Source organism: Achromobacter sp. GD03932, from assembly GCF_029839485.1.
Lineage (GTDB): Bacteria > Pseudomonadota > Gammaproteobacteria > Burkholderiales > Burkholderiaceae_B > Achromobacter > Achromobacter bronchisepticus_A.
In genome coordinates, this window is the sequence record NZ_JAOCAT010000005.1 from 112,582 (window position 1) to 134,061 (window position 21,480).

Annotated in this window: 22 protein-coding genes; 13 read left to right on the plus strand and 9 right to left on the minus strand. The window is 64.4% G+C overall.

What is annotated here, in order from left to right; genetic code table 11:
• The first annotated feature begins 31 nt into the window (after window positions 1–31).
• The 6 genes from hemH (at window position 32) to dnaJ (ending at window position 5,818) form a co-directional block, all read left to right on the plus strand.
• A complete protein-coding gene (hemH, locus tag N5C88_RS06630; protein ID WP_059373843.1) occupies window positions 32–1,147 on the plus strand; it encodes a ferrochelatase in 1,116 nt (371 codons plus the stop codon).
• Entirely contained in the window at window positions 1,137–1,370 is a 234-nt protein-coding gene (locus N5C88_RS06635) for a hypothetical protein (RefSeq protein ID WP_118932865.1), read from the plus strand. Before hemH ends, N5C88_RS06635 begins: the two co-directional genes overlap by 11 nt.
• Window positions 1,371–1,598: 228 nt before the next feature.
• Complete coding sequence (gene grpE, locus N5C88_RS06640) at window positions 1,599–2,156, plus strand: nucleotide exchange factor GrpE (RefSeq protein WP_059373780.1); 558 nt, start codon at window positions 1,599–1,601, stop codon at window positions 2,154–2,156.
• 14 nt (window positions 2,157–2,170) lie between these two features.
• Window positions 2,171–2,575, plus strand: coding sequence for a thioredoxin family protein (locus N5C88_RS06645; RefSeq protein WP_054450037.1), 405 nt, complete (start codon window positions 2,171–2,173; stop codon window positions 2,573–2,575).
• An 80-nt stretch (window positions 2,576–2,655) separates the two neighbouring features.
• Window positions 2,656–4,581, plus strand: coding sequence for a molecular chaperone DnaK (gene dnaK, locus N5C88_RS06650; RefSeq protein WP_054450039.1), 1,926 nt, complete (start codon window positions 2,656–2,658; stop codon window positions 4,579–4,581).
• Between the two features lie 109 nt (window positions 4,582–4,690).
• Window positions 4,691–5,818 (plus strand): molecular chaperone DnaJ, encoded by a 1,128-nt coding sequence (gene dnaJ, locus N5C88_RS06655; RefSeq protein ID WP_059373782.1) that lies wholly within the window; start codon window positions 4,691–4,693, stop codon window positions 5,816–5,818.
• Window positions 5,819–6,109: 291 nt separating this feature from the next.
• On the opposite strand, the gene N5C88_RS06660 is transcribed toward dnaJ, so the two are convergent.
• A complete protein-coding gene (locus tag N5C88_RS06660; protein ID WP_251877685.1) occupies window positions 6,110–6,499 on the minus strand; it encodes a DUF4148 domain-containing protein in 390 nt (129 codons plus the stop codon).
• Window positions 6,500–6,785: 286 nt separating this feature from the next.
• Window positions 6,786–9,542 carry a pitrilysin family protein gene (locus tag N5C88_RS06665; protein WP_280015039.1) on the minus strand — a complete coding sequence of 919 codons (2,757 nt, stop codon included), beginning with the start codon at window positions 9,540–9,542 and terminating at the stop codon, window positions 6,786–6,788.
• Window positions 9,543–9,663: 121 nt separating this feature from the next.
• Here N5C88_RS06665 and N5C88_RS06670 point away from each other — a divergent pair, with 121 nt between their 5' ends.
• From N5C88_RS06670 to N5C88_RS06680, 3 genes are all read left to right on the plus strand, one after another.
• The gene (locus N5C88_RS06670; RefSeq protein WP_280015002.1) at window positions 9,664–10,263 is read left to right on the plus strand and encodes a GNAT family N-acetyltransferase; all 600 of its coding nucleotides are present in this window, start codon (window positions 9,664–9,666) and stop codon (window positions 10,261–10,263) included.
• Between the two features lie 249 nt (window positions 10,264–10,512).
• Window positions 10,513–10,890 (plus strand): hypothetical protein, encoded by a 378-nt coding sequence (locus N5C88_RS06675; protein WP_054450052.1) that lies wholly within the window; start codon window positions 10,513–10,515, stop codon window positions 10,888–10,890.
• A 115-nt stretch (window positions 10,891–11,005) separates the two neighbouring features.
• Window positions 11,006–11,563, plus strand: coding sequence for a GNAT family N-acetyltransferase (locus N5C88_RS06680; protein WP_118932862.1), 558 nt, complete (start codon window positions 11,006–11,008; stop codon window positions 11,561–11,563).
• 110 nt (window positions 11,564–11,673) lie between these two features.
• Here N5C88_RS06680 and N5C88_RS06685 read toward each other — a convergent pair whose 3' ends face one another.
• The gene (locus N5C88_RS06685; RefSeq protein WP_059373788.1) at window positions 11,674–12,846 is read right to left on the minus strand and encodes a VWA domain-containing protein; all 1,173 of its coding nucleotides are present in this window, start codon (window positions 12,844–12,846) and stop codon (window positions 11,674–11,676) included.
• Window positions 12,847–12,888: 42 nt separating this feature from the next.
• Window positions 12,889–13,770, minus strand: a complete 882-nt coding sequence (locus N5C88_RS06690) for a MoxR family ATPase (protein WP_059373789.1) — start codon at window positions 13,768–13,770, stop codon at window positions 12,889–12,891.
• A 176-nt stretch (window positions 13,771–13,946) separates the two neighbouring features.
• Here N5C88_RS06690 and N5C88_RS06695 point away from each other — a divergent pair, with 176 nt between their 5' ends.
• Both N5C88_RS06695 and N5C88_RS06700 read left to right on the plus strand, forming a co-directional pair.
• On the plus strand, window positions 13,947–14,300 hold the full coding sequence (locus N5C88_RS06695) for a cytochrome c (RefSeq protein WP_013391872.1): 354 nt from the start codon (window positions 13,947–13,949) through the stop codon (window positions 14,298–14,300).
• Window positions 14,301–14,312: 12 nt separating this feature from the next.
• Window positions 14,313–14,675, plus strand: a complete 363-nt coding sequence (locus N5C88_RS06700; RefSeq protein WP_054450058.1) for a cytochrome c — start codon at window positions 14,313–14,315, stop codon at window positions 14,673–14,675.
• A 228-nt stretch (window positions 14,676–14,903) separates the two neighbouring features.
• Here N5C88_RS06700 and N5C88_RS06705 read toward each other — a convergent pair whose 3' ends face one another.
• A complete protein-coding gene (locus N5C88_RS06705) occupies window positions 14,904–15,329 on the minus strand; it encodes a DUF1841 family protein (RefSeq protein WP_280015003.1) in 426 nt (141 codons plus the stop codon).
• 203 nt (window positions 15,330–15,532) lie between these two features.
• Here N5C88_RS06705 and icd point away from each other — a divergent pair, with 203 nt between their 5' ends.
• Window positions 15,533–16,789, plus strand: a complete 1,257-nt coding sequence (gene icd / locus N5C88_RS06710) for an NADP-dependent isocitrate dehydrogenase (protein WP_054450062.1) — start codon at window positions 15,533–15,535, stop codon at window positions 16,787–16,789.
• Between the two features lie 211 nt (window positions 16,790–17,000).
• The gene (locus tag N5C88_RS06715; RefSeq protein ID WP_280015004.1) at window positions 17,001–18,542 is read left to right on the plus strand and encodes a methyl-accepting chemotaxis protein; all 1,542 of its coding nucleotides are present in this window, start codon (window positions 17,001–17,003) and stop codon (window positions 18,540–18,542) included.
• On the opposite strand, the gene N5C88_RS06720 is transcribed toward N5C88_RS06715, so the two are convergent.
• The 4 genes from N5C88_RS06720 to kdpE form a co-directional block, all read right to left on the minus strand.
• Window positions 18,520–19,419, minus strand: a complete 900-nt coding sequence (locus N5C88_RS06720) for a 4-hydroxy-tetrahydrodipicolinate synthase (RefSeq protein ID WP_059373791.1) — start codon at window positions 19,417–19,419, stop codon at window positions 18,520–18,522. The two genes, N5C88_RS06715 and N5C88_RS06720, sit on opposite strands and share 23 nt — an antisense overlap.
• A gap of 3 nt (window positions 19,420–19,422) precedes the next feature.
• Window positions 19,423–19,746, minus strand: a complete 324-nt coding sequence (locus N5C88_RS06725; protein WP_280015005.1) for a hypothetical protein — start codon at window positions 19,744–19,746, stop codon at window positions 19,423–19,425.
• A 145-nt stretch (window positions 19,747–19,891) separates the two neighbouring features.
• A complete protein-coding gene (locus N5C88_RS06730; protein ID WP_118932858.1) occupies window positions 19,892–20,668 on the minus strand; it encodes a TorF family putative porin in 777 nt (258 codons plus the stop codon).
• 116 nt (window positions 20,669–20,784) lie between these two features.
• Window positions 20,785–21,477, minus strand: a complete 693-nt coding sequence (gene kdpE / locus N5C88_RS06735) for a two-component system response regulator KdpE (protein ID WP_059373794.1) — start codon at window positions 21,475–21,477, stop codon at window positions 20,785–20,787.
• Window positions 21,478–21,480: the final 3 nt, after the last annotated feature.

The window sequence follows — 21,480 nt, forward strand, 5'->3', positions numbered from 1 at the left end:
ACGTCCTCCTTGCGGAGGAAGGGGAGTGTTTGTGTTTCTTCGCCTGTTCAAGTACCTGTGGCCTGAGCGCTATCTGCCGGAACCCGAGCAGGAGGACCCCTTCAACGAAGACCCCGCGCCGCGCGGGCCGGCCAAGGTCGGCGTGCTGCTGGTGAACCTGGGCACCCCGGACACCCCGGGTAAGCAGGACATACGCAAATACCTTGGCGAGTTCCTGTCCGACCCGCGCGTGATCGAGATCCCGCGCTATCTGTGGAAGCCCATCCTGCATTGCCTCGTGCTGACGATGCGGCCCAAGAAGCTGGAGCCGCGCTACGCCGGCGTCTGGATGAAGGAAGGCTCGCCCCTGATGGTGTACAGCCAGCGCCAGGCCGATGGCGTGCGCGCAGCCCTGGCCGAGGCTGGAATCGACGCCGTGGTGGAGCTGGGCATGCGCTACGGCAACCCCTCGATCCCCGACGCCATTTCTCGGCTGCGCCGGCAGGGCTGTGAACGCATACTCACCGTGCCGCTCTATCCGCAGTACGCCGCCAGCACCACCGCCACGGTCGTCGATGCGGTCACCCGCCACGCAGGCCGCCTGCGCGACCAGCCCGAGCTGCGCTTCATCAAGCGTTTCCATGAAGAGCCGGCCTATCTGGACGCGCTGGCCGGCCGCATCGAGCGCTACTGGCAGGAGCACGGCAAACCGCAGAAGCTGGTCATGAGCTTTCACGGCCTGCCGCGCTATTCGATCGAACTGGGCGATCCGTACTACCGCGATTGCATGGAAACGGCGCGCCTGCTGGGCCAGCGTCTGTCGCTGCCGCGCGAACAGATAGAAGTGACCTTCCAGAGCCGTTTCGGCACCGCCCGCTGGCTGGAACCCTATACCGAACCCACCCTGAAGGCGCTGGCCGCCGCCGGCGTGACCGAGGTCGATGTGGTGTGCCCGGGTTTTGTGGCAGACTGTCTGGAAACCCTGGAAGAGATCAGTCTGGAATGCCGCGACGCCTTTATCGAGGCCGGCGGCAAGCGTTTCCGCTACATTCCGGCGATCAACGACGATCCGGCCTGGATCGCAGGGCTGGCCGACCTGGTGGCACGCCACTTGCAGGGGTGGCCTACGCAAATCACGGACTTGAAGGAGAAGGCGCATGCAGCATGATCCCAAGACTGGAAAGGTCGTCAAAAAGGGGCGGGTCAGTACCCCGGTGGACGAAGATCAGGTGGAACACGAGCTGGATGAGGCGCTTGCCGAGACCTTCCCCGCCAGCGACCCCATCGCAATCAGCCCGGAGCCGGACGAGGATCGCGACGTGGACCGCGCCCTGAAGGACAGTTTTCCCGCCAGCGATCCCGCCGCGCCCGCGCAGCCCCACAAGAAGTAGCCTGCCGGAGGGCGTCCGCCATTTGCCGGATGGCGTCGGGAAGTGCTGAATTTATGCTTGCAGTCTGATATTTGACGGCAATTGGCAGAAATTGGGCGGATTTTTGACTACATTCCGCCTGCCTCTCTTACCCGGCGCCGTCAGGGAATATTTGCTTTCCCGGGCTTGAAATAGGGGTATTGGCCCCCATTCATGTCTGCGAAAGCCATACTTTTTGGAGGATTCCCCATGACGGCACCCAACGAGCCTGTAGATCAGACGCCCGAAGTCGGCCAGAACGCCGATGCGGCCTCCGCCGCCGAGGACGCCGTGCAGGCCGAGCTGAACGAGTTGCGCGCCCAGCTGGACGCGGCCCAGGCTACCGTCAATGAGCAGCAGGACCAGCTTCTGCGCATTCGGGCCGAAGCCGAAAACGTGCGCCGCCGCGCCCAGGAAGATGTGTCCAAGGCGCGCAAGTTCGGTATCGAGTCGTTCGCGGAAAGCCTGGTCCCGGTCAAGGACAGCCTGGAAGCTGCCCTGGCCCAGCCCGAGCAAACCGTTGAAACCCTGAGCGAAGGCGTCCAAGTGACCCTGAAGCAGCTGACGGCCGCCTTCGAGCGCAATCTGCTCAAGGAAATCGCGCCGGCGCAGGGCGACAAGTTCGATCCGCACCAGCACCAAGCCATTTCGTCCATCCCCGCAGAGCAGCCCGCCAATACGGTGGTCCAACTGCTGCAAAAGGGCTATGCCATCGCCGACCGGACCCTGCGTCCCGCGCTGGTCGTGGTGTCCGCCGGCCAGGGCTGAACAGGCGGCGCGCCATGACGGATCCCCGGTTCGACCCCGCCCAGATATTCCAGGTGTTCGGCATGCGCCATGTCGACACCGAGGGATTCGACGCGGCGGTGGTGCAGGCGCCGGGGACGGATCTGCGCTGCGTGTTCCTCTGGGGACAGGATTGCTATAACTGCAATATTTTCAAGCAGACCGCCTTGCTGCACCGGGACGCGCTGCTGGAACTGGGCTTGACCTGGTTCGAAGCCGACGTCTACGCGGACGAAGCGCTGGGAAGGCGCTTCTCGCTGCATGGCGTCCCCACTTTTGTGCTGTACCGCGCCGGCAAGCGGCTGGGCCGCGTCACCGGCTGGCCCGGCCTGCCGCAGTTCACCGCGGCCATGCGCCGCCTGCAGGAAACGGCTGTAGAAAATTCCGGCCAGGCGTCTTGAAAAACCCTGCGGGCAGCCCCAGTTATGTGGGGACAAGAAGTTTCTCCCTATTTTCATAGATTCAATCAAGGTAACCGACCATGAGCAAGATTATTGGCATTGACCTGGGCACGACCAACAGCTGCGTGGCTGTCATGGACGGCGGGCAGGTCAAAATCATTGAAAACGCGGAAGGCGCTCGCACCACCCCCTCCATCGTCGCCTACATGGACGATGGCGAAACCCTGGTCGGCGCGCCGGCCAAGCGCCAGGCCGTGACCAACCCGCGCAACACCCTGTATGCGGTGAAGCGCCTGATCGGCCGCAAGTTCGAAGAGAAGGCGGTGCAAAAGGACATCAACCTGATGCCCTATGCCATCGTCAAGGCCGACAACGGCGACGCCTGGGTGGAAGTGCGCGGCAAGAAGATGGCGCCTCCCCAAGTGTCGGCCGACGTGCTGCGCAAGATGAAGAAGACCGCCGAGGACTACCTGGGCGAAGAAGTGACCGAGGCCGTCATCACCGTGCCCGCCTACTTCAACGACAGCCAGCGCCAGGCCACCAAGGACGCCGGCCGCATCGCCGGTCTGGAAGTCAAGCGCATCATCAACGAACCCACCGCTGCGGCGCTGGCGTTCGGCCTGGACAAGACCGAAAAGGGCGACCGCAAGATCGCCGTCTATGACCTGGGCGGCGGCACGTTCGACGTGTCCATCATCGAAATCGCCGACGTGGACGGCGAAAAGCAGTTCGAAGTGCTGTCGACCAACGGCGACACCTTCCTGGGCGGCGAAGACTTCGACCAGCGCATCATCGACTACATCATTGCCGAGTTCAAGAAGGAACAGGGCGTTGATCTGTCCAAGGACGTGCTGGCCCTGCAACGCCTGAAGGAAGCCGCTGAAAAGGCCAAGATCGAGCTGTCCTCGGCGCAACAGACCGAAATCAACCTGCCGTACATCACGGCGGATGCCTCGGGTCCGAAGCACCTGAACCTGAAGATCACCCGCGCCAAGCTGGAAGCGCTGGTCGAAGAACTGATCGAACGCACGATCGAGCCCTGCCGCGTGGCCATCAAGGACGCCGGCGTGAAGGTTTCCGACATCGACGACGTGATCCTGGTCGGCGGCATGACCCGCATGCCCAAGGTCCAGGAAAAGGTGAAGGAATTCTTCGGCAAGGATCCGCGCAAGGACGTGAACCCCGATGAAGCCGTCGCCGCTGGCGCCGCCATCCAGGGCTCCGTGCTGTCGGGCGACCGCAAGGACGTGCTGCTGCTGGACGTCACCCCCCTGTCCCTGGGCATCGAAACCCTGGGCGGCGTGATGACCAAGATGATCCAGAAGAACACGACCATCCCGACCCGGTTCTCGCAGACCTTCTCGACCGCTGACGACAACCAGCCGGCCGTGACGATCAAGGTGTTCCAGGGCGAGCGCGAAATCGCTGCGGGCAACAAGGCCCTGGGCGAGTTCAACCTCGAAGGGATCCCGCCGTCGCCCCGCGGCATGCCGCAGATCGAAGTCACCTTCGACATCGACGCCAACGGCATCCTGCACGTGTCCGCCAAGGACAAGGGCACCGGCAAGGAAAACAAGATCACCATCAAGGCCAACTCGGGTCTGTCGGAAGACGAGATCCAGCGCATGGTCAAGGATGCCGAGGCCAACGCCGAGGAAGATCACCGCGTCGCCGAACTGGCTCAGTCGCGCAACCAGGCCGATGCGCTGGTGCATGCCACCCGCAAGTCGTTGACCGAGTATGGCGACAAGCTCGAGGCTTCCGAAAAGGAAGGCATCGAAGCCGCCATCAAGGAACTGGAAGACACGCTGAAGGACGGCGACAAGGCTGCGATCGACGCCAAGGTGGAAGCCCTGTCGACGGTTTCGCAGAAGCTGGGCGAAAAGATGTACGCCGACATGCAGGCGCAGCAAGCCGCCGGCCAGCAGCAAGCGGCCGACAACGCGAAGCCGGTGGACGACAATGTCGTCGACGCCGACTTCAAGGAAGTCAAGCGCGACCAATAATGGCCGGGCGCTGACCTGCCTCTGCCGCCCGGTAGCCGGAGAAATCCGCCTACCGGGCGTACTCATTCTGTAGCACTGAAAAGAAGGCTCGTTTTCGAGCCCACGGATCATGGCAAAACGTGACTATTACGAAGTCCTGGGCGTTGCGAAGAACGCCTCGGACGACGACCTCAAGAAGGCCTATCGAAAGCTGGCCATGAAGTACCATCCGGACCGCAATCCGGACAGCAAAGAAGCCGAAGAGAAGTTCAAGGAAGCCAAGGAAGCCTACGAGGTCCTGGGTGACGATCAGAAGCGCGCCGCGTACGACCGCTACGGCCACGCGGGCGTGGACCCCAATTCCGCCGGCATGGGCGGCGGCATGGGTGGCGGTTTCGCCGACGCCTTTGGCGACATCTTCGGCGAAATCTTCGGCGGCGGCGGCGGTGGCCGTCGCGGCGGCGGCCCGCAGGTCTACCGCGGCGCCGACCTGAAGTACGCGCTGGAAATCACGCTGGAGCAGGCCGCGGCCGGCTTCGACACCGAGATCCGCGTGCCCAGTTGGGAAAACTGCGACACCTGCCACGGTTCCGGCGCCAAGGCCGGCACCTCGCCCAAGACCTGCCGCACCTGCGGCGGCTCGGGCGCCGTGCGCATGCAGCAGGGTTTCTTCAGCGTGCAGCAGACCTGCCCGACCTGCCATGGCAACGGCAAGGAAATCACCGATCCCTGCCCCGCTTGCGACGGCGTGGGCCGCATCCGCCGCAACAAGACGCTGCAGGTCAAGATTCCGGCCGGCATCGACGACGGCATGCGCATCCGCTCCAGCGGCAACGGCGAGCCGGGCATCAACGGCGGCCCTCCGGGCGACCTGTATGTGGAAATCCACATCAAGCAGCACAAGATCTTCCAGCGCGACGGCGACGACCTCCATTGCGAACTGACCATCCCGTTCACCTCGGCGGCGCTGGGCGGCGAGCTTCAGGTGCCGACGTTGGGCGGCAAGGCCGAGATCTCGATCCCCGAGGGCACGCAGTCCGGCAAGACCTTCCGCCTGCGCGGCAAGGGCATCCGCGGTGTGCGCGGCAGCTATCCGGGCGACCTCTACTGCCACGTGGTGGTGGAAACGCCGGTGCGCCTGAGCGACGACCAGAAGAACATCCTGCGCCAGTTCGAGGCTTCGCTGAATGATGGCGGCGACCGTCATTCGCCGCAAAGCAAGTCCTGGACCGACCGGGTGAAGGAATTCTTCAGCTGAACTGGCTGAAGCATGCAAAAAGCCGCGATCATGATCGCGGCTTTTTTTTTGCCTGAAGAGGACGTCGAGGCACGGGCGGTGCGCATATGAGAAGACCGCGGCTTGCGCCGCGGTCCATTGCTACTGCTACTGCTACTGCGAGTACTGCAACTTCAACTTCAAACTTCAGCTACTACTGCTACTTTCACAGCTACCACTGCTTCTACTGCTACTTCTACCGCCGCTGTCGCCGATAAAAACCGGCCTCAAACCATGATGCCGTCCGAGGCCGGCCGGGCCACAGCAAGCAGCTCACCGGGTGATCGGCGGGTACTCGAGTTCGCCGAACGTATATTGGCCGCTGGCCTTGGCTTGCGCCAGTTCCTGCTGGACTTCAGCGCGGCTCTTGGCGCTGGCGGGGGCGGATACGGCCGCCGGGTATTCCAGTTCGCCGAAGGTGTATTGACCGCTGATCTTGGCTTGTTGCAGCTGGGCTTGCACTTCCTGCGAGCTCAGGCTGGTGGTCTGGGGCAGGGCGGGCGGGTAGTCCAGCTCGCCGAAGGTGTACTGGCCGCTGATCTTGGCTTGCTGCAGTTCAGTGGCGACCTGAGCGCTGCTCTTGGTTTGTTCAACGCCGGCGGCTTGGGCGCCAACGCCAACCAGGGCCAGGGATAGCAGCAGGGTGGTGGTTAGGGTTTTCATGGTAGACCTCCAATTCGTCTTGGTTGGGGACCGAATCCGGCGGCCCTCCGTCGTGGTTCGTTGTGTGTTCCCGATGACTGAATTGTGATCGCTATCCCACCTGGGATAAACCCGTATTCCTTGAAAACATCTTTCCAAATAATCGAGTAATCATGTTCGCTTTTATGATTTCATCCATTTTTGGCATAGTCAGGGGGCGTTCCAGTGAATTTTGGTGAGCTGCCCCAGATCGGAAAGCCAAAAAAAACCCCGCCGCAGCGGGGCTTTCCAGAGGGGACAGGCTTGCTCAGGGCGCCGCCTTCTTCTTGAAGTCGCCGGCAACCGCCGTGCTGAAGCCGTCCGCACGCAGGGTCTTGCGCATAGCGGCATTGACCGAATCGGCCGTCAGCGCAGAGATCTTCTTGTCCATGTCGGCCGACCAGGCGAAGGTGCGGCCGCGCTGCATGTAATCCAGCCAGGTGCTGGCCAGGACGTCGTCCTGGGCGCGGGCCAGGTTGCGGTAGTTCAGCAGGGCCGTGATGCCGTCCGAGATTTCCTTGTCCGTGAAGCCATCCTTCAGCACGCGCGCCAGTTCTTCGCCGATGGCCTTTTCCAGGCGCTCGCGGTTTTGCGGCGCATAGATGGCGTACATGGTCCAGCTGGCGGAGGGCTCGAACGACGAGACCGACAGCGAGCTGCGCACGTTGTATGAGAGGCCTTCGGTTTCGCGTACGCGGTTCCACAGGCGCGAGGTTTCGGAGGCGCCGAACAGGTAGTTGGCCAGGTACAGCGCGGCATAGTCCGCGTCCGTGTCCTGCAGCTTCAGCGGCATGCGCGAGATGTAGAACGCATTGGCCTTGTCCGGCGTGTCGATGTCGAACTGCTTGGCGGGAATGTCACGGTACGGGTTGGGCACGCGGGTGTAGGCGGGCGCCTTCTTCCAGCCGGCCAGTCCGGTCTTGAGCGCCTTTTCTACAGCTGCGGGCTCGAATTCGCCAACCGCCGAGTACTCGATGTTGCCGGCGCCGTAGAACTTGGAATGGAACTTGACCAGGGCGTCGCGGTTCAGGGCGCGCACGCCGGCCAGCGATTCCTCGAAGGTCGGCACGTAGCGCAGGTCATTGGCGGGCCACGGGTTGTCCTGGCGGGCCAGCGCGCGTCCGGCCAGCGCCGACGGTTCGGTCATGGCGTTCTGGATCGAGGTTTCGAGCTGGCGCTGATATTCCTCCAGTTGCTCCTTGGGGAAGTTGGCGTTGCGGACGATGTCCAATGCCAGCGCGGTGAGTTCGGGCAGGTTTTCGCCCTTGGTCGACATGGCGATCTTGAGCGTGGTGCCGCCGCCGCTGAAGCCGAGTTCGGCCTGCAGCTTGTCCAGGCGGTCCTGGATGTCCTGGCGCGACAGCTTGGCCGTGCCGCGGGTCAGCAGGTCGGCCACGGCGCTGGAATTCACGCGTTGGCCGAGCAGGTCCTTTTCATTGCCGAACTGGATCAGCATCTGCGCCTGCACCCGGTTGCCGCGCGTGGCCTTGGGCAGCAGCGCCAACTGCACGGGGCCGTTGGGCAGGTCCAGCTTCTTGCGCTGCGTCAGCTTATCGATGTTCTCGGGCGTGGGGTCGAAGGCCGAGGCGGCCTTGAAGTCCGGATCGCCCTTGTAGTCCTTGAAGACGGCCGTGAGGTCCACGCGTTGCTCCTGCGGCGCGCGCACGGGTTTCTCGGTGGGGATGTAGCGGCCTTCGATGCTGTTGCTTTGGACCAGGTAGGTAGTTGCGGCGCGCTGCACCTCGGCCAGCGTGGCCTTGCGGGCGCGGTCGCGCTGCAGGAAGAACAGGCGCCAGTCGCCGGCGGCGATGGCTTCGGACAGCGCCACGCCGACCTGTTCGGGATCACTATAGGTCTGTTCCCAGGCAGTCAGCCATTTGCTGCGGGCGCGGTCCAGCTCCTGCTGCGTGAAGGGCTTCTTGTCCAGGGTCTGCAGCGTGCCGGTCAGCGCCTTCATGGCGGCGTCCAGGCTCTTGCCCGGCGTCAGCTGGGCGGCGAACATCGCCAGGCCCGGGTCCAGGTTTTCCATGGTGAAGCCGAACACGCCCGAGGCCAGCTTGGTCGGAACCAGGGCATGGTAGAGACGGCCCGAGGGCGTGTCGGCCAGGATGGTGGCGGCCAGGTCCAGCGGCACGAAGTCGGCGCTGCCGGCGGCAGGGATGTGGTACATGGCCGCGACCAGCGGCGTGCCGCCCGTGCGGCGCAGGGTCACGGAACGTTCGCCGTCCTGCGCGGGTTCAACCGTGTACTCGGGCGGGAGCTTGCGCTCGGGCTTGGGCAGCTTGCCCAGCGTTTCCTCGATGTCGGCCAGGGTCGCTTGCGGGTCGAACTTGCCCGCTACGATCAGCACGGCGTTATCGGGCTGGTAGTACTCGTGATAGAAGGCGCGCAACTGGCCGATGTCCACGTTCTCGACGTCGGAACGGGCGCCGATGGTGTTCTTGCCGTAGCTGTGCCACTGGAAGGCCGCGGCCTGCATCTTCTGCATCAGGATGCGGAAGGGGCTGTTTTCGCCGCTTTCCATTTCGTTGCGGACCACGGTCATTTCCGAGTCCAGGTCTTCCTTGGCGATGAGGGAATTGACCATGGCGTCGGCCTGCCAGCCCAGGTACCACTTGAGCGTGTCGGGGTTGGCGGCGAAGCTGGCGAAATAATTGGTGCGGTCGCTGGAGGTCGAACCATTCGCCTGCAAGCCGCGGCGCGAGAACTCGCCCATGGCGTTGCGGGTGGTCGAGGTGCCCTTGAACAGCATGTGCTCCAGCAGGTGCGCCATGCCCGTCTGGCCGTAGTTCTCGTTGCGCGAGCCCACCAGGTAGGTCATGTTGACGGTGGTGGACGGCTTGGATTCATCGGGAACCAGCAGCACTCTCAGGCCGTTGGCCAGGCGGTATTCGGTGATGCCTTCGATCGAGGCGGCCTCCGAGACGCCCGCCGGCAGGCTGGCGGCGCCGGCCTGAAAGGCCAGGAAGGAGGAAAACAGCAGCACGCTCAGCGGGCGCGGCAGCTTCGACAGGGACAGGCGCATGGCAGACAATTCCTTTGGCATGGCAGAATCCGTTGGAGTGTATACGTTGGCAATGGTTCAGGGGCGCGGCGCGGTGTTGTCCGCGGCGCGCGGCCCCGGACCGCAAGCAAGGAAGTCCGTCATGTCTCTATCCCTGGAAGTCGAAACGCCGCGCCTGGTGCTGCGCCAATGGCGCGCCGCCGACCGTGAACCTTTCGCGGCGCTGAACCAGGACCCCCGCGTCGCCGAGTACCTGCTGCCGCTGAATGCACAGGAAAGCGATGCGCTTGCCGACCGGCTGGCCGCCGGCATCGACGAGCATGGCTGGGGCTTCTGGGCCGTGGAAGCGCCGGGCGTGGCGCCTTTCATCGGTTTTGTCGGCATCAAGCCTCTGGCGCCCTCCCTGCCGTTCGCGCCAGGCGTGGAGATAGGCTGGCGCCTGGCGCAGCGGCACTGGGGCAAGGGCTATGCCAGCGAAGCGGCCGAGGCGGCCTTGCGCGCGGGGTTCGAGCAGGTGGGACTGGATGAGATCGTGGCCTTCACGGCCACGGGCAACCTGCGCTCGCGCGCGGTGATGGACCGCTTGGGCATGAAGGAGGATCCGGAAGGCTTCGACCATCCCGCCGTGCCGCTGGGGCATCCTTTGCGCCGGCATGTGCTGTACCGGATCGGGCGCGAGGCCTGGCGCGGACGCGAAAATGGTGACGCAGAAGCAGGCTCCACGCCGGTTGCGGCGGCATAAGGCGCCAGGAGCGCCGCCAATCCCGGATGCTGCAATGCGGAATGGCGAATTTCCGGGCTGATTTGAGGTATCCCGGCCTGCGGGTGTAAGCTTTTCAGGACGCAGTACCAGTTGCTGACGGGATGCGCGACAGCCCGCCCACAGGCTTCCCGTCCAACGCCAGACGCCGCTTTTTGTGCGGCGCCGGTGCTTGTCGTTCGCGCCTTCGCCGCCGGCATCCTGCCGGCGCACTTACCGGAGGAACGACCCATGCTGACCGAGATCGTCACGCGTGCCTTGTCCCAATTGACCGGCAGCCCATTGAGCGGCGACGGGATCAAAGGACAGTTTCAGTACGCCTATGCCAGTGATGACGGCCAATTCGTGGCCATATTGACCCATGACATGACCACCTATGTGGTGGACTTGAGCACACAACGATATTTCGCGGAGTGCGGCGGCTCGCCACGGGGCTTCGCCGGGCACGTGCTGGAAATGGAAGGCGCGGCGGCGCGCAGCCATCCCTGGCCCGCCGCCAACGATCTGTTCGACCTGGATATGGATGCGGATGAGCTTGCATGGCGCAACTGCCCCGGCTTGCGTGGCGAGCCGCCCGCCGCCCGATCTGCTGAGAGCCGCGCCGCCTGAGAGTGGCCAGAAGCGGCAAGATCCAATTGAACCGGCGGCTCCGCCGGTTTTTTTTGTCCGTAGCGGCCGCGGACCCAATAGCCGCAAGGCTGCGCGGGTCGCTACAATTTGCGCCATGACTACGCACGCCGAAACCCGCGCGCCGGATGGCGCAACCCTGGTCGATTGCACGCATGAGCGTCATGCCGACCAGATACTGGCCATATTCAACGACGCCATCGTCAATTCCACCGCGCTGTACGACTACAAGCCGAGGCCGCGCGAGGCGATGCAGGGCTGGTTCCAGACCAAGCGGCAGGGTGGTTTTCCGGTGCTGGGGTACGAGAACGCGGCCGGCGAGCTGATGGCCTTCGCCAGCTACGGCACCTTCCGCGCCTGGCCGGCCTTCAAGTATTCGGTGGAGCATTCCGTGTACGTGGACGGCCGTTTTCGCGGACTGGGGTTGGGCGAGGCGCTGATGCGCGAGCTGATCCAGCGGGCGCGCGTCAATCAGGTGCACGTGCTGGTCGGCGGCATCGACGCGAGCAACCAGGGCAGCATCCGCCTGCACGAGAAGCTGGGCTTCAAGCATGCGGGCACCATCCGCGAGGCAGGCTTCAAGTTCGGACGCTGGCTGGATCTGGCGTTCTACCAGCTGACGCTGGATACGCCGGAACAACCTGTGGATGGATGAACACCCGTTTACCCATCATCGCTGTCGGGAACGGGTCTTGCCATCGCGTGATGGGTTGCGTGCGACGGGCTTCGGAGTTCTTGCCTGGGGACTGTCGCGCTACACCCATCCTACTTCGATAGCACGCGCATGGCCTGTTCCAGACCGGCGACCGTGACGGGGTACATGCGGCCCTGCATGATGTCGCGCATCAGCGCGATGGACTGGCGGTATTGCCAGGACGCGGTGGGCTCGGGATTGAGCCAGACCGATTTGGGCCAGGCGTCCAGCAGGCGGCGCATCCATTCGGCGCCCGGCTCCTTGTTGTAGTGTTCGACCGAGCCGCCCGGCTGCAGGATTTCGTAGGGGCTCATGGTGGCGTCGCCGACGATGATCAGGCGCCAATCCGGGTTGTACTTGCGCAGCACGTCCCAGGTGTCGAAGCGTTCATTCTGGCGCCGGCGGTTGCTTTGCCACAGGCTTTCGTACGGGCAGTTGTGGAAGTAGTAAACCTCCAGGTTGCGGAACTCGCTGCGCGCCGCCGAGAACAGTTCTTCGACGCGTCCGATGTGGTCGTCCATGCTGCCGCCCACGTCCAGCAGCATCAGCACCTTCACGGTGTTGTGGCGTTCGGGGACCATGCGCAGGTCCAGGTGCCCGGCATTGCGCGCGGTGCTGGCGATGGTGTCGTCCAGGTCCAGTTCCATCTCGGCGCCTTGCCTTGCGAAGCGCCGCAGGCGGCGCAGCGCCACCTTGAAGTTGCGCGTGCCCAGCTCGACCTGATCGTCGTAGTCCTTGAACTGGCGCATGTCCCAGACCTTGACCGCGCTGCGGTTGCCGGCCGAGTCGCCGCCCACGCGTATGCCCTCGGGGTGGTAGCCGCCATTGCCGAAGGGCGAGGTGCCGCCGGTGCCGATCCATTTGCTGCCGCCGGCATGGCGTTCCTTCTGTTCCTCCAGGCGCTCCTTGAAGAGCTCCATCAGCTTGTCCCAGCCGTGCTTTTCGATCGCGGCTTTTTCTTCCGGGCTCAGGCTTTTTTCGAACTGCTTGATGAGCCAGTCCAGCGGAATTTCCTTGCCTGGGGGCAGGGCGGCCGCGATGCCCTTGTAGTAGGCGCCGAAAGCCTTGTCGTAGCGGTCGTAGAGCGCCTCGTCCTTGACCAGCGTGGCGCGCGCCAGGAAGTAGAACTGGTCCAGCGTGGGCGCCATGAGATCCTGGCGCAGGGCGTCCACCAGGGTCAGGTATTCCTTGACCGAGACGGGCAGCTTGTGCGCCCGGAGATGGTAGAAGAAGTCGATCAGCATTTGCGGGCTGCCGGTAGTTGCTGGCGGAACGTTGCTGGCGGATCAGCGGCGCTGGCCGCCGCGCGTCATGGCTGCCAGGCGTTCCAGCAGGTGCACGTCCTGTTCGTTCTTGAGCAGCGCGCCGGCCATCAGCGGCACGGCCGTGGCCGTGTGCGCATCGATCTCGGCTGCGGTCGAGCCTTCGGCCAGCAGCAGGCGCAGCCAATCCAGCAGTTCGGATGTGGACGGCTTTTTCTTCAGGCCCGGCGCGTCGCGCAGCGAGAAGAAAGTGTCCAGCGCCGCGCGCAGCACATCCTGCTTCAGGTGCGGATAGTGCACGGCCACGATGTCGCGCATGGTCTCGCGGTCGGGGAAGCGGATGTAGTGGAAGAAGCAGCGGCGCAGGAAAGCGTCGGGCAGGTCCTTTTCGTTGTTGGACGTGATGATGACCAGCGGACGATGCCGCGCCGAGATGGTCTCGCGCGTTTCGTACACGTGGAATTCCATGCGGTCCAGTTCGCGCAGCAGGTCGTTGGGGAATTCGATGTCGGCCTTGTCGATCTCGTCGATCAGCAGGACCACCGGCTCGGCCGACTGGAAGGCCTGCCACAGCGTGCCTTGCACGATGTAGTTGCGGATGTCGCGGACCTTTTCGTCGCCCAGCTGCGAGTCGCGCAGGCGCGACACCGCGTCGTATTCATACAGGCCCTGGTGGGCCTTGGTGGTGGACTTGATGTGCCACTGCAGCAGCGGCCGCCCCAGCGCGCGCGCCACTTCCTCGGCCAGCATGGTCTTGCCGGTGCCGGGTTCGCCCTTGATCAGCAGCGGACGCTGCAAGGTGAGGGCGGCATTGACGGCGAGTTTCAGGTCATCGGTGGCGACATAGTTGTCGGTCCCGTCGAAGCGGTCTGGCGAGGCGGAAGTAGCGGACTGGGCTGCGGACATGGTCTGATGGCTTCTGAGATTTGACGGTGATCAATACCATGGTAAAGGTATTAATCCTGAGCAATTATCGTACAATCAGGCGGTTTTGCTTTGGGTTCGACCCGCAACGTGTTTGCCGAGGGCCTTTTCGTGTGAGCAGGCCCTAGTCCTTAGCCATACCAAGAAGAGCCATTCCAATGAAGTTGCGAACCTCTCTGAAGTACACGGTATCCGTGTTGGCCGCGATGGCATCCTGTGCGATCGCCGGCCAGTCTGTTGCTGCAGACGCAGCAGTGGTCGGTAATGTCCAGAACGCCCGCGACAAGGTTTCCATGTGCATCGGTTGCCACGGCATCGAAGGCTACAAGGCAACGTTTCCCGAGCTGTACCACGTGCCGATGATCGCTGGGCAGAACGCCAAGTACATCGAAACCGCCCTCAACGAGTACAAGAAAGGCGCGCGCAGCCATCCCACGATGGACGCCATTGCCGGCAGCCTGTCCGACCAGGACATCGCCGATCTGGCCGCGTACTACTCGAATCTCAAGTAAGGGGGCAAACACATGAATCGCTACATGCTTGCCCTTGCGGGCGCGACCCTGGCCATGACGGGCGTTGCCGCCCAGGCGCAGGACCTGGCGGCCGGCAAGGCCGTCTTCGACAAATTCAACTGCGCTTCCTGCCACGGCGCCGACGCCAAGACGGCCGTGGATCCGGCCTATCCGACGCTGGCCGGCCAGCACGCGGACTACCTGGTCCACGCCCTGAAGGCCTACAAGCGAGGCGCCTCCGGCAGCGCGGCCACGGCCAACGTGCGCAAGAACCCCATCATGGGCGCGTTCGCGACCCAGCTGTCCGACCAGGACATCTCCAATGTGGCGGCCTGGCTGTCGGCGCAGCCGAGCGACCTGGGCGTGCGCAGGTAAGCCGGCCGGAACCGTTCCGCAAACAAGAAAGCCCTCAGTCGAGGGCTTTTCTTTTTCCGCCGGGCCGTCCCAAGGAAAAAAAGCCCCCTCGGGGGGCAGCAAGCCGAAGGCGCAGCGTGGGGGCTTTTCTTTTTCCGCCGGGCCGTCCCAAGGAAAAAAAGCCCCCTCGGGGGGCAGCAAGCCGAAGGCGCAGCGTGGGGGCTTTTCTTTTGGACGCGGGGGCGGCGCTCAGCGGCTGGCGCGTTGGCGGATCAGGTCGATGTAGGTGTCGCTGTCCAGCGGGGTGCCCAGGCGCTGCGCTTCCCAGACCACCTGGCCCAGGCATTCCATGATTTCATGCGCGGCCTGGTGCGCGTCGCTGCGCGTCACCAGCTGCTGGTAGGCCTGCCGGATTCCCGGAGGATGGTCGATGGACAACTGCTCTGCAATGGCCAGATGCATGGACAGGTGCAGAAAGGGATTGGTGCGGCCCTTTTCCACCGAGTATTCAGCGGTCATGGCCTCGGGGTTTTCGAGGTCGCCGTGGTACTCGGGATGTTCGATGATCCAGTCCAGCGCGATGGCCTCGAGCGGCGTCAGCACTTCGGAGGCGCGATGCTTGCGCCAGGTTTCGATAAAGAATTCGCGGACTTGGTCGCGTGAGGGATTGAACATCTGAAGGGGCTGAAAAGCGGGCTGGTGATGCATTATTTTACCGCCGCGCGCGGGCCGTCAGGCCTGCTGGCCTCTTTGCGATATAGAATTGGTTGCTATCGGCCATCCAGTGCGTGGTTCCTGAGGGCGATCTTCCCCGCTGGAACGGACGCTTCCCGATGCCGGCGCGTGCAGAAAAACCACTCGGAGCAAATGGAGCATTCATGTCCTACCAACATATCAAGGTTCCCGCTGGCGGCCAGAAGATCACGGTCAACGCCGATTTCTCGCTGAATGTGCCCGATCAGCCCATCGTCCCCTACATCGAAGGCGACGGCACGGGCGCTGACATCACCCCGGTGATGATCAAGGTCGTCGACGCGGCGGTGCAGAAGGCCTATGGCGGCAAGCGCAAGATCCACTGGATGGAAGTCTATGCCGGCGAAAAGGCCACCAAGGTCTACGGCCCGGACGTGTGGCTGCCTGACGAGACCCTGGACGTCGTCAAGGATTACGTGGTGTCCATCAAGGGCCCGCTGACCACGCCGGTGGGCGGTGGCATCCGTTCGCTGAACGTGGCCCTGCGCCAACAGCTGGACCTGTACGTCTGCTTGCGTCCGGTGGCGTACTTCAAGGGCGTGCCTTCGCCGGTGCGCGAACCCGAAAAGACCAACATGGTGATCTTCCGCGAGAACTCGGAAGACATCTACGCCGGCATCGAATACATGGCCGAAAGCGAACAGGCCAAGGAGCTGATCCAGTTCCTGCAGACCAAGCTCGGCGTGAAGAAGATCCGCTTCCCGAACACTTCGTCCATCGGCATCAAGCCGGTGTCGCGCGAAGGCACCGAGCGCCTGGTGCGCAAGGCCGCGCAGTACGTCATCGACAATGACCGTACGTCGCTGACCCTGGTGCACAAGGGCAACATCATGAAGTTCACGGAAGGCGGCTTCCGCGACTGGGGTTACGCGCTGCTGCAGAAGGAATTCGGCGCCACCCTGATCGACGGCGGCCCGTGGTGCAAGTTCAAGAACCCGAAGACGGGCCGCGAGGTCATCGTCAAGGACGTGATCGCTGACGCCTTCCTGCAGCAGATCCTGCTGCGTCCGGCCGAATACGACGTGATCGCCACCCTGAACCTGAACGGCGACTACATCTCGGACGCGCTGGCCGCGCAAGTGGGCGGCATCGGCATCGCCCCGGGCGCCAACCTGTCTGATTCGGTCGCCATGTTCGAAGCCACCCACGGCACCGCGCCCAAGTACGCGGGCAAGGACTACGTGAACCCCGGTTCCGAAATCCTGTCGGCCGAAATGATGCTGCGCCACATGGGCTGGACCGAAGCCGCGGACCTGATCATCTCCAGCATGGAAAAATCCATCCTGTCCAAGAAGGTCACGTACGACTTCGCGCGCCTGCTCGAAGGCGCGACCCAGGTGTCGTGCTCGGGCTTCGGCCAGGTGATGATCGAAAACATGTAATCGACAGCGCGGCTCAAAAGCCGCCACGACGAAAGAACGCAAGGCAAGCGCGCCTTGCGTTTTTTTTATGGGCCTTGCGTTAGATCAAGCGCCCCGCGCAGTCTTGGTGAAAACCCTGGTGCTGTCCCTTATTCTGACGGAACACATACATAAACCGTCACATTCTGCCTTGATTGGTTTCATTGGCCGGGTGAAGAAGGATGAGAGGACTATGAAGAATTCCAGCTTGCGCAGGGAACTGCTGTGGTTTGTGTTCGCAGTCGGCGCCGCCGTGCTGGCTTTGGGCTCCTGGGACGCCTGGGAGCGGCGCGCCGAGATGGTGGCCGAGCGCAAGACCGAGCTGCGCCACGTCCTCGATCTGGCCTCCAGCATCGTGCGCAACGGCAAGCAAAGCGTAGGCGAGGGCATGCCCCTGGACGAGGCCAAGCGCAATGTGGCGCGCCGGCTGGCGCAGCTGCGCTATGGCGAGGACGGCTACGTGGGCGCCTTCGGCGACGGCTACGACCTGCTGGTGCACCCTGATCCCAAGCTGGTCGGCACCAACGTCCGGGCCGTCAAGGACAGCGCAGGGCAGCCGATCTTCGAAAACCTCTATGCCCAGGGCAAGGCCGGCGGCGGCTATACGCGCTACCAGTTCCCGCGGCCGGGAACGGATCAGGCGCTGCCCAAGATCAGCTACGCCGCCTATGACGCCGATTGGGGCTGGTTGTTGTTCACGGGCTTGTACGTGGATGACGTCGACCAGGCGTTCTACGCCACCTTATGGCGCCAGGGCGGCGTGACGCTCGGCCTTCTGGTGTTGCTATTGGCGGCGGCGCTGCGCTTTTTCCGCAGGCACATCCTGGGTCCGCTGGACCAGGCGGTGGCGGTGTGCGAGCGCGTGGCCAACGGCGACCTGTCGGGCAGCGTGCCGCGCAATCAGCGCGGCGAGATCGGCCGCCTGTTCGACGCCTTGGCGCGGATGCAGCAACGCCTGGACGGGGCGGTGCGCAGCATCGTGCATTCCACGGCATCCATTGCCGCGGCCTCGCGGCAGATCGCGGCGGGCAGCATGGACCTGTCGGACCGCACCGAGAAGCAGGCCGCCGCGCTGGAGCAGACGGCCGCCAGCGTGGAGCAGATCACCGCGACCGCGCAGCAGAGCGCGCAACACGTGCGCGAGGTCAGCGCGCTGGCCGGCCAGGCAGCGCAACTGGCCCGGCAGGGCAGCGATGAAACGCAGCACGCCATCGACGCCATGCGCGAGATTTCGCATAGCTCGCAGCGCATCGACGAGATCATCCGGCTGATCGACGAGATCGCGTTCCAGACCAACATCCTGGCGCTGAACGCCGCAGTGGAAGCGGCGCGGGCCGGAGAACAGGGCCGGGGCTTTGCCGTAGTGGCGGGCGAGGTGCGCGCGCTGGCTCAGCGCTCGGCCACCGCCGCCAAGGAGATCAAGACGCTGATCGAAGCGTCGGCGGATTCGGTGGCACGTGGCAGCCAGCGCGTCGAGCAGGCCAGCGCGACGATGGGCAACGTGCTGGAATCGGCCGCCACCAGTGCGCCGCTGATGGGGGAGATCGCTACGGCCTCGGCCGAGCAGAGCGTGGGCATCGAACAGATCAACCAGGCCGTGACGCATCTGGACGGCGTGACGCAGCAGAACGCCGCGCTGGTGGAAGAGTTCGCCGCGTCGGCTGGCGCCCTGCGCGATCAGGCGGGCGAGCTGGCGAACGCGGTGTCCGTCTTCAAGCTGTCTGCAGCCGGCTAGGCGAGCCCTGCACCACGCTCATGGCCCGCTGCAGGCGCTGCCCGAGTTCACGGCTGGCGCTGGTCATGGGCATGCGCAACTCGTCGGTGATCAGGCCCTGCATCGAGAGGGCGCGCTTGATCGGCGCGGGATTGGGTTCGGCAAACAGCAGGCGGATCAGGCCGCGCAGAGGCTCAAAGAGTTCGCGCGCGGCCTCCGCGTGACCGTCGCGGGCCAATTGCATGACCTCGACATAGCGCTCGGGATAGATATGCGCGGCGGCGGGGATGGCGCCGAGGCCGCCGGCCAGGAAGTGGTCCAGCAGGGCCAGGTCCTCGCCGCATAGCGGGGTCAGCGTGCCGCGCCGGTTCAACGCCGCCAGCACCGCGGGATTGCATTCCTTGACAGCGCTGAAGTTGGGCAGCGCGGCCAGCGCCTCCATGGTTTCGACCGTCATGGTCACGCCAGTGCGCTTGGGGATGTTGTACAGGATGATGGGCCGCTGCGTGGCCCAGGCGATCTGGCGGTAGTGCCACAGTATGCCGGCCTGCGACGGGCCCAGGTAGTAGGGCGGCGGCACCAGGTAGCCGGCCGGCTGGTACTTGTCCAGGCGCCGGATCGCGGTCGCGACGCCGCGCGTGTCCACGCCGCCGGCGCCGAACACCAGCGGCAGCGCGTGCGGGTCGCTCGATACGGCTTCTATCATGTCGATCTTCTCCGGCACGCTCAGCAGATTGCCTTCGCCCGTGGAACCGAACAGCACCAGGCCCGCGATGCCGGCGTTGCGGTAGTAGCGGGCCAGCGCCTGTGCGGCGTCCAGGTCCACATAGCCGCCGCGCATCGGCGTGACCATGGGCAGCCAGATGCCTTCAAATGCGGTCTTGCGTGGCGCGTCCATGGCTTACTGCCCCATCATCGCGTACGCGGGAAGCACCGGGCCGAACTCGGCGCGGGGCAGGCCCGACATCACCGCGTGCATCAGCGCATCCAGTTGTTCGCGTTCGCATTGCAGTTGCAGCACGCTTTGCGCATGGGCATGGTCCACCGACAGCATGTAGACGCCGATGCGCTCGCCCAACGCGCGGTGCAGCGCCAGGCGCACGTTCAGCGCGTCCAGCGTGTCTATCCTGATGGTCAGCGCGACCCGTTCGGTGCGGGCGTGCGTAGGCTGCGCGGGCAGGAAGTCGGGCATGGGGGCGTGGCAGGCTTGCAGTCGGGGGATCATGACGGGTAGCGGGGCCGGAGGCGCCGCTTGCGGCGTTCCGGGGATCCGGTTGGTTGATGACGGTTCCACTATAGGAAGCGCGCCGTAAATCCTGCCGATAAAAGCGGACGCGGCGCGTAAAAAACGCGTCAACGCCCGGGCGCTCTCAGAACGTCTTGGTCAGCGACAGCAGGCCCGTCGCGCGGCCCATGTCGCGGCCGCGCGTATTGGTGTAGACGGCGCGGTCGGCGTTGGTGTCCAGGTAGGCCAGCGACACCGACAGGCCTTGGCCGAAGTCCTTCGTCAGCCCCAGCTTCCAGTCCGTGTAGTTGCCGTTGTCGACGTTGCGCACCAGTTGCCGGCCCACGTGCGCGTTCACGGTCAGCCCCCAGACGCCGGTGTCGAAGTTGCCGGACAGGTCGAAGTATTGGCTGTGCTTGCTGTCGGCGAAGCCGAACAGGTTGGTCAGAGAAATGGAGTACTTGAACATCAGCGGCCCGTAGCCGATGCCGGCGTACAGCTCGGTGGTGTCCGGGCTGGTGTAGCCGGAGGGGTAGTCGCCAGGGTAGTAGTACTGCAGGACGCCCAGGTCGACGGGCACGTCCTGCGCGAGATTGCCCTTGTAGCCGCCGTAGAAGTCCATTTCGACGGGCGCGGACACCTCGCTGTTGCTGTCGTTGAGCCAGCTGATGCTGGAGTTCCAGTTGCCCAGGTAAAAGCCGCTGGAGTGGGCCAGGTCGAATCCGCCCTGGATGGCTGGCTTGTTATTGCTTTGCATCAGGCCGCGGTAGCGGTACTGGCTGGCCAGGGTGAGGTTGGCCGTCAGCGTGAAATCGGAAGCGGCGGGCGCTGCGTCGGCGGGCGCATCGGCGGCCAGCGCGTTGCCGGCTTGCGCGGCGGTCAGGGTCAGCAGCGCGAGCGCGGCCAAGGTGCGGCGGGGCATGAGGGGCTCCTAATGTTGGATCGGACCGCAACAATAGGAGGAACGGCATAAAGGCCGAGACAAGACTTGCGGGCTGCGCATAAACGCGGCGTCAATGCGCGCCCGCTACGCGCGCTTCAGCCGGCGAAGCGATAGCCCACGCCGATCTCGGTCAGCAGGTAGACGGGCTGGGCCGGGTCCGCTTCCAGCTTCTGGCGCAGGTGGCCCATGTAGATGCGCAGGTAGTGGTTGCTTTCCACGTGCGACGGCCCCCACACCTCGCGCAGCAGTTCGCGGTGCGTCATGACCTTGCCGCGATGCGCCAGCAGCGCCGCCAGCAGCCGGTATTCCATCGCGGTCAGGTGCACGTGTTGGCCGCCGCGTTCCACCACGCGTTTGGCGAAATCCACGCGCACGTCGCCGAAACTGATCTCGGAAGCATTGCCCGCGCCGCCCCTGGCGTGCCGCCGCAGCAGTACGCGCAGGCGCGCCAGCAATTCGCTGACGCCGAAAGGCTTGGTCAGGTAGTCGTCCGCGCCGGCGTCCAGCGCGGCGACTTTGTCGGCTTCGGCGCTGCGCGCGGACAGCACGAGCACCGGCACCTCGGTCCAGCCGCGCAGCTCGCGGATCAGGGTCATGCCGTCTTCGTCGGGCAGGCCCAGGTCCAGCACCACCGCGTCGGGCTGCCGGGTGCCGGCTTCGATCAGGCCGCGTTTGACGGTTTCGGCTTCGTGCACGACGCAGCCCTCGCTTTCCAGGGCCTGGCGCACGAAGCGCCGGATGTTGGCGTCGTCTTCAATGATCAGGACGGTAGGCTGGTAGTCGAACATGCG

What these genes read in the sequence shown, in the direction of transcription:
- N5C88_RS06725 (WP_280015005.1), bottom strand. Translation starts at nt 19,746, where the DNA reads ATGATCCCCCGACTGCAAGCCTGCCACGCCCCCATGCCCGACTTCCTG.
- dnaK (WP_054450039.1), top strand. Translation starts at nt 2,656, where the DNA reads ATGAGCAAGATTATTGGCATTGACCTGGGCACGACCAACAGCTGCGTG.
- N5C88_RS06695 (WP_013391872.1), top strand. Translation starts at nt 13,947, where the DNA reads ATGAAGTTGCGAACCTCTCTGAAGTACACGGTATCCGTGTTGGCCGCG.
- N5C88_RS06680 (WP_118932862.1), top strand. Translation starts at nt 11,006, where the DNA reads ATGACTACGCACGCCGAAACCCGCGCGCCGGATGGCGCAACCCTGGTC.
- N5C88_RS06690 (WP_059373789.1), bottom strand. Translation starts at nt 13,770, where the DNA reads ATGTCCGCAGCCCAGTCCGCTACTTCCGCCTCGCCAGACCGCTTCGAC.
- N5C88_RS06670 (WP_280015002.1), top strand. Translation starts at nt 9,664, where the DNA reads ATGTCTCTATCCCTGGAAGTCGAAACGCCGCGCCTGGTGCTGCGCCAA.
- N5C88_RS06720 (WP_059373791.1), bottom strand. Translation starts at nt 19,419, where the DNA reads ATGGACGCGCCACGCAAGACCGCATTTGAAGGCATCTGGCTGCCCATG.
- N5C88_RS06635 (WP_118932865.1), top strand. Translation starts at nt 1,137, where the DNA reads ATGCAGCATGATCCCAAGACTGGAAAGGTCGTCAAAAAGGGGCGGGTC.
- N5C88_RS06730 (WP_118932858.1), bottom strand. Translation starts at nt 20,668, where the DNA reads ATGCCCCGCCGCACCTTGGCCGCGCTCGCGCTGCTGACCCTGACCGCC.
- N5C88_RS06685 (WP_059373788.1), bottom strand. Translation starts at nt 12,846, where the DNA reads ATGCTGATCGACTTCTTCTACCATCTCCGGGCGCACAAGCTGCCCGTC.
- N5C88_RS06700 (WP_054450058.1), top strand. Translation starts at nt 14,313, where the DNA reads ATGAATCGCTACATGCTTGCCCTTGCGGGCGCGACCCTGGCCATGACG.
- N5C88_RS06675 (WP_054450052.1), top strand. Translation starts at nt 10,513, where the DNA reads ATGCTGACCGAGATCGTCACGCGTGCCTTGTCCCAATTGACCGGCAGC.
- N5C88_RS06645 (WP_054450037.1), top strand. Translation starts at nt 2,171, where the DNA reads ATGACGGATCCCCGGTTCGACCCCGCCCAGATATTCCAGGTGTTCGGC.
- grpE (WP_059373780.1), top strand. Translation starts at nt 1,599, where the DNA reads ATGACGGCACCCAACGAGCCTGTAGATCAGACGCCCGAAGTCGGCCAG.
- N5C88_RS06715 (WP_280015004.1), top strand. Translation starts at nt 17,001, where the DNA reads ATGAAGAATTCCAGCTTGCGCAGGGAACTGCTGTGGTTTGTGTTCGCA.
- dnaJ (WP_059373782.1), top strand. Translation starts at nt 4,691, where the DNA reads ATGGCAAAACGTGACTATTACGAAGTCCTGGGCGTTGCGAAGAACGCC.
- N5C88_RS06665 (WP_280015039.1), bottom strand. Translation starts at nt 9,542, where the DNA reads ATGCGCCTGTCCCTGTCGAAGCTGCCGCGCCCGCTGAGCGTGCTGCTG.
- N5C88_RS06660 (WP_251877685.1), bottom strand. Translation starts at nt 6,499, where the DNA reads ATGAAAACCCTAACCACCACCCTGCTGCTATCCCTGGCCCTGGTTGGC.
- icd (WP_054450062.1), top strand. Translation starts at nt 15,533, where the DNA reads ATGTCCTACCAACATATCAAGGTTCCCGCTGGCGGCCAGAAGATCACG.
- N5C88_RS06705 (WP_280015003.1), bottom strand. Translation starts at nt 15,329, where the DNA reads ATGTTCAATCCCTCACGCGACCAAGTCCGCGAATTCTTTATCGAAACC.
- kdpE (WP_059373794.1), bottom strand. Translation starts at nt 21,477, where the DNA reads ATGTTCGACTACCAGCCTACCGTCCTGATCATTGAAGACGACGCCAAC.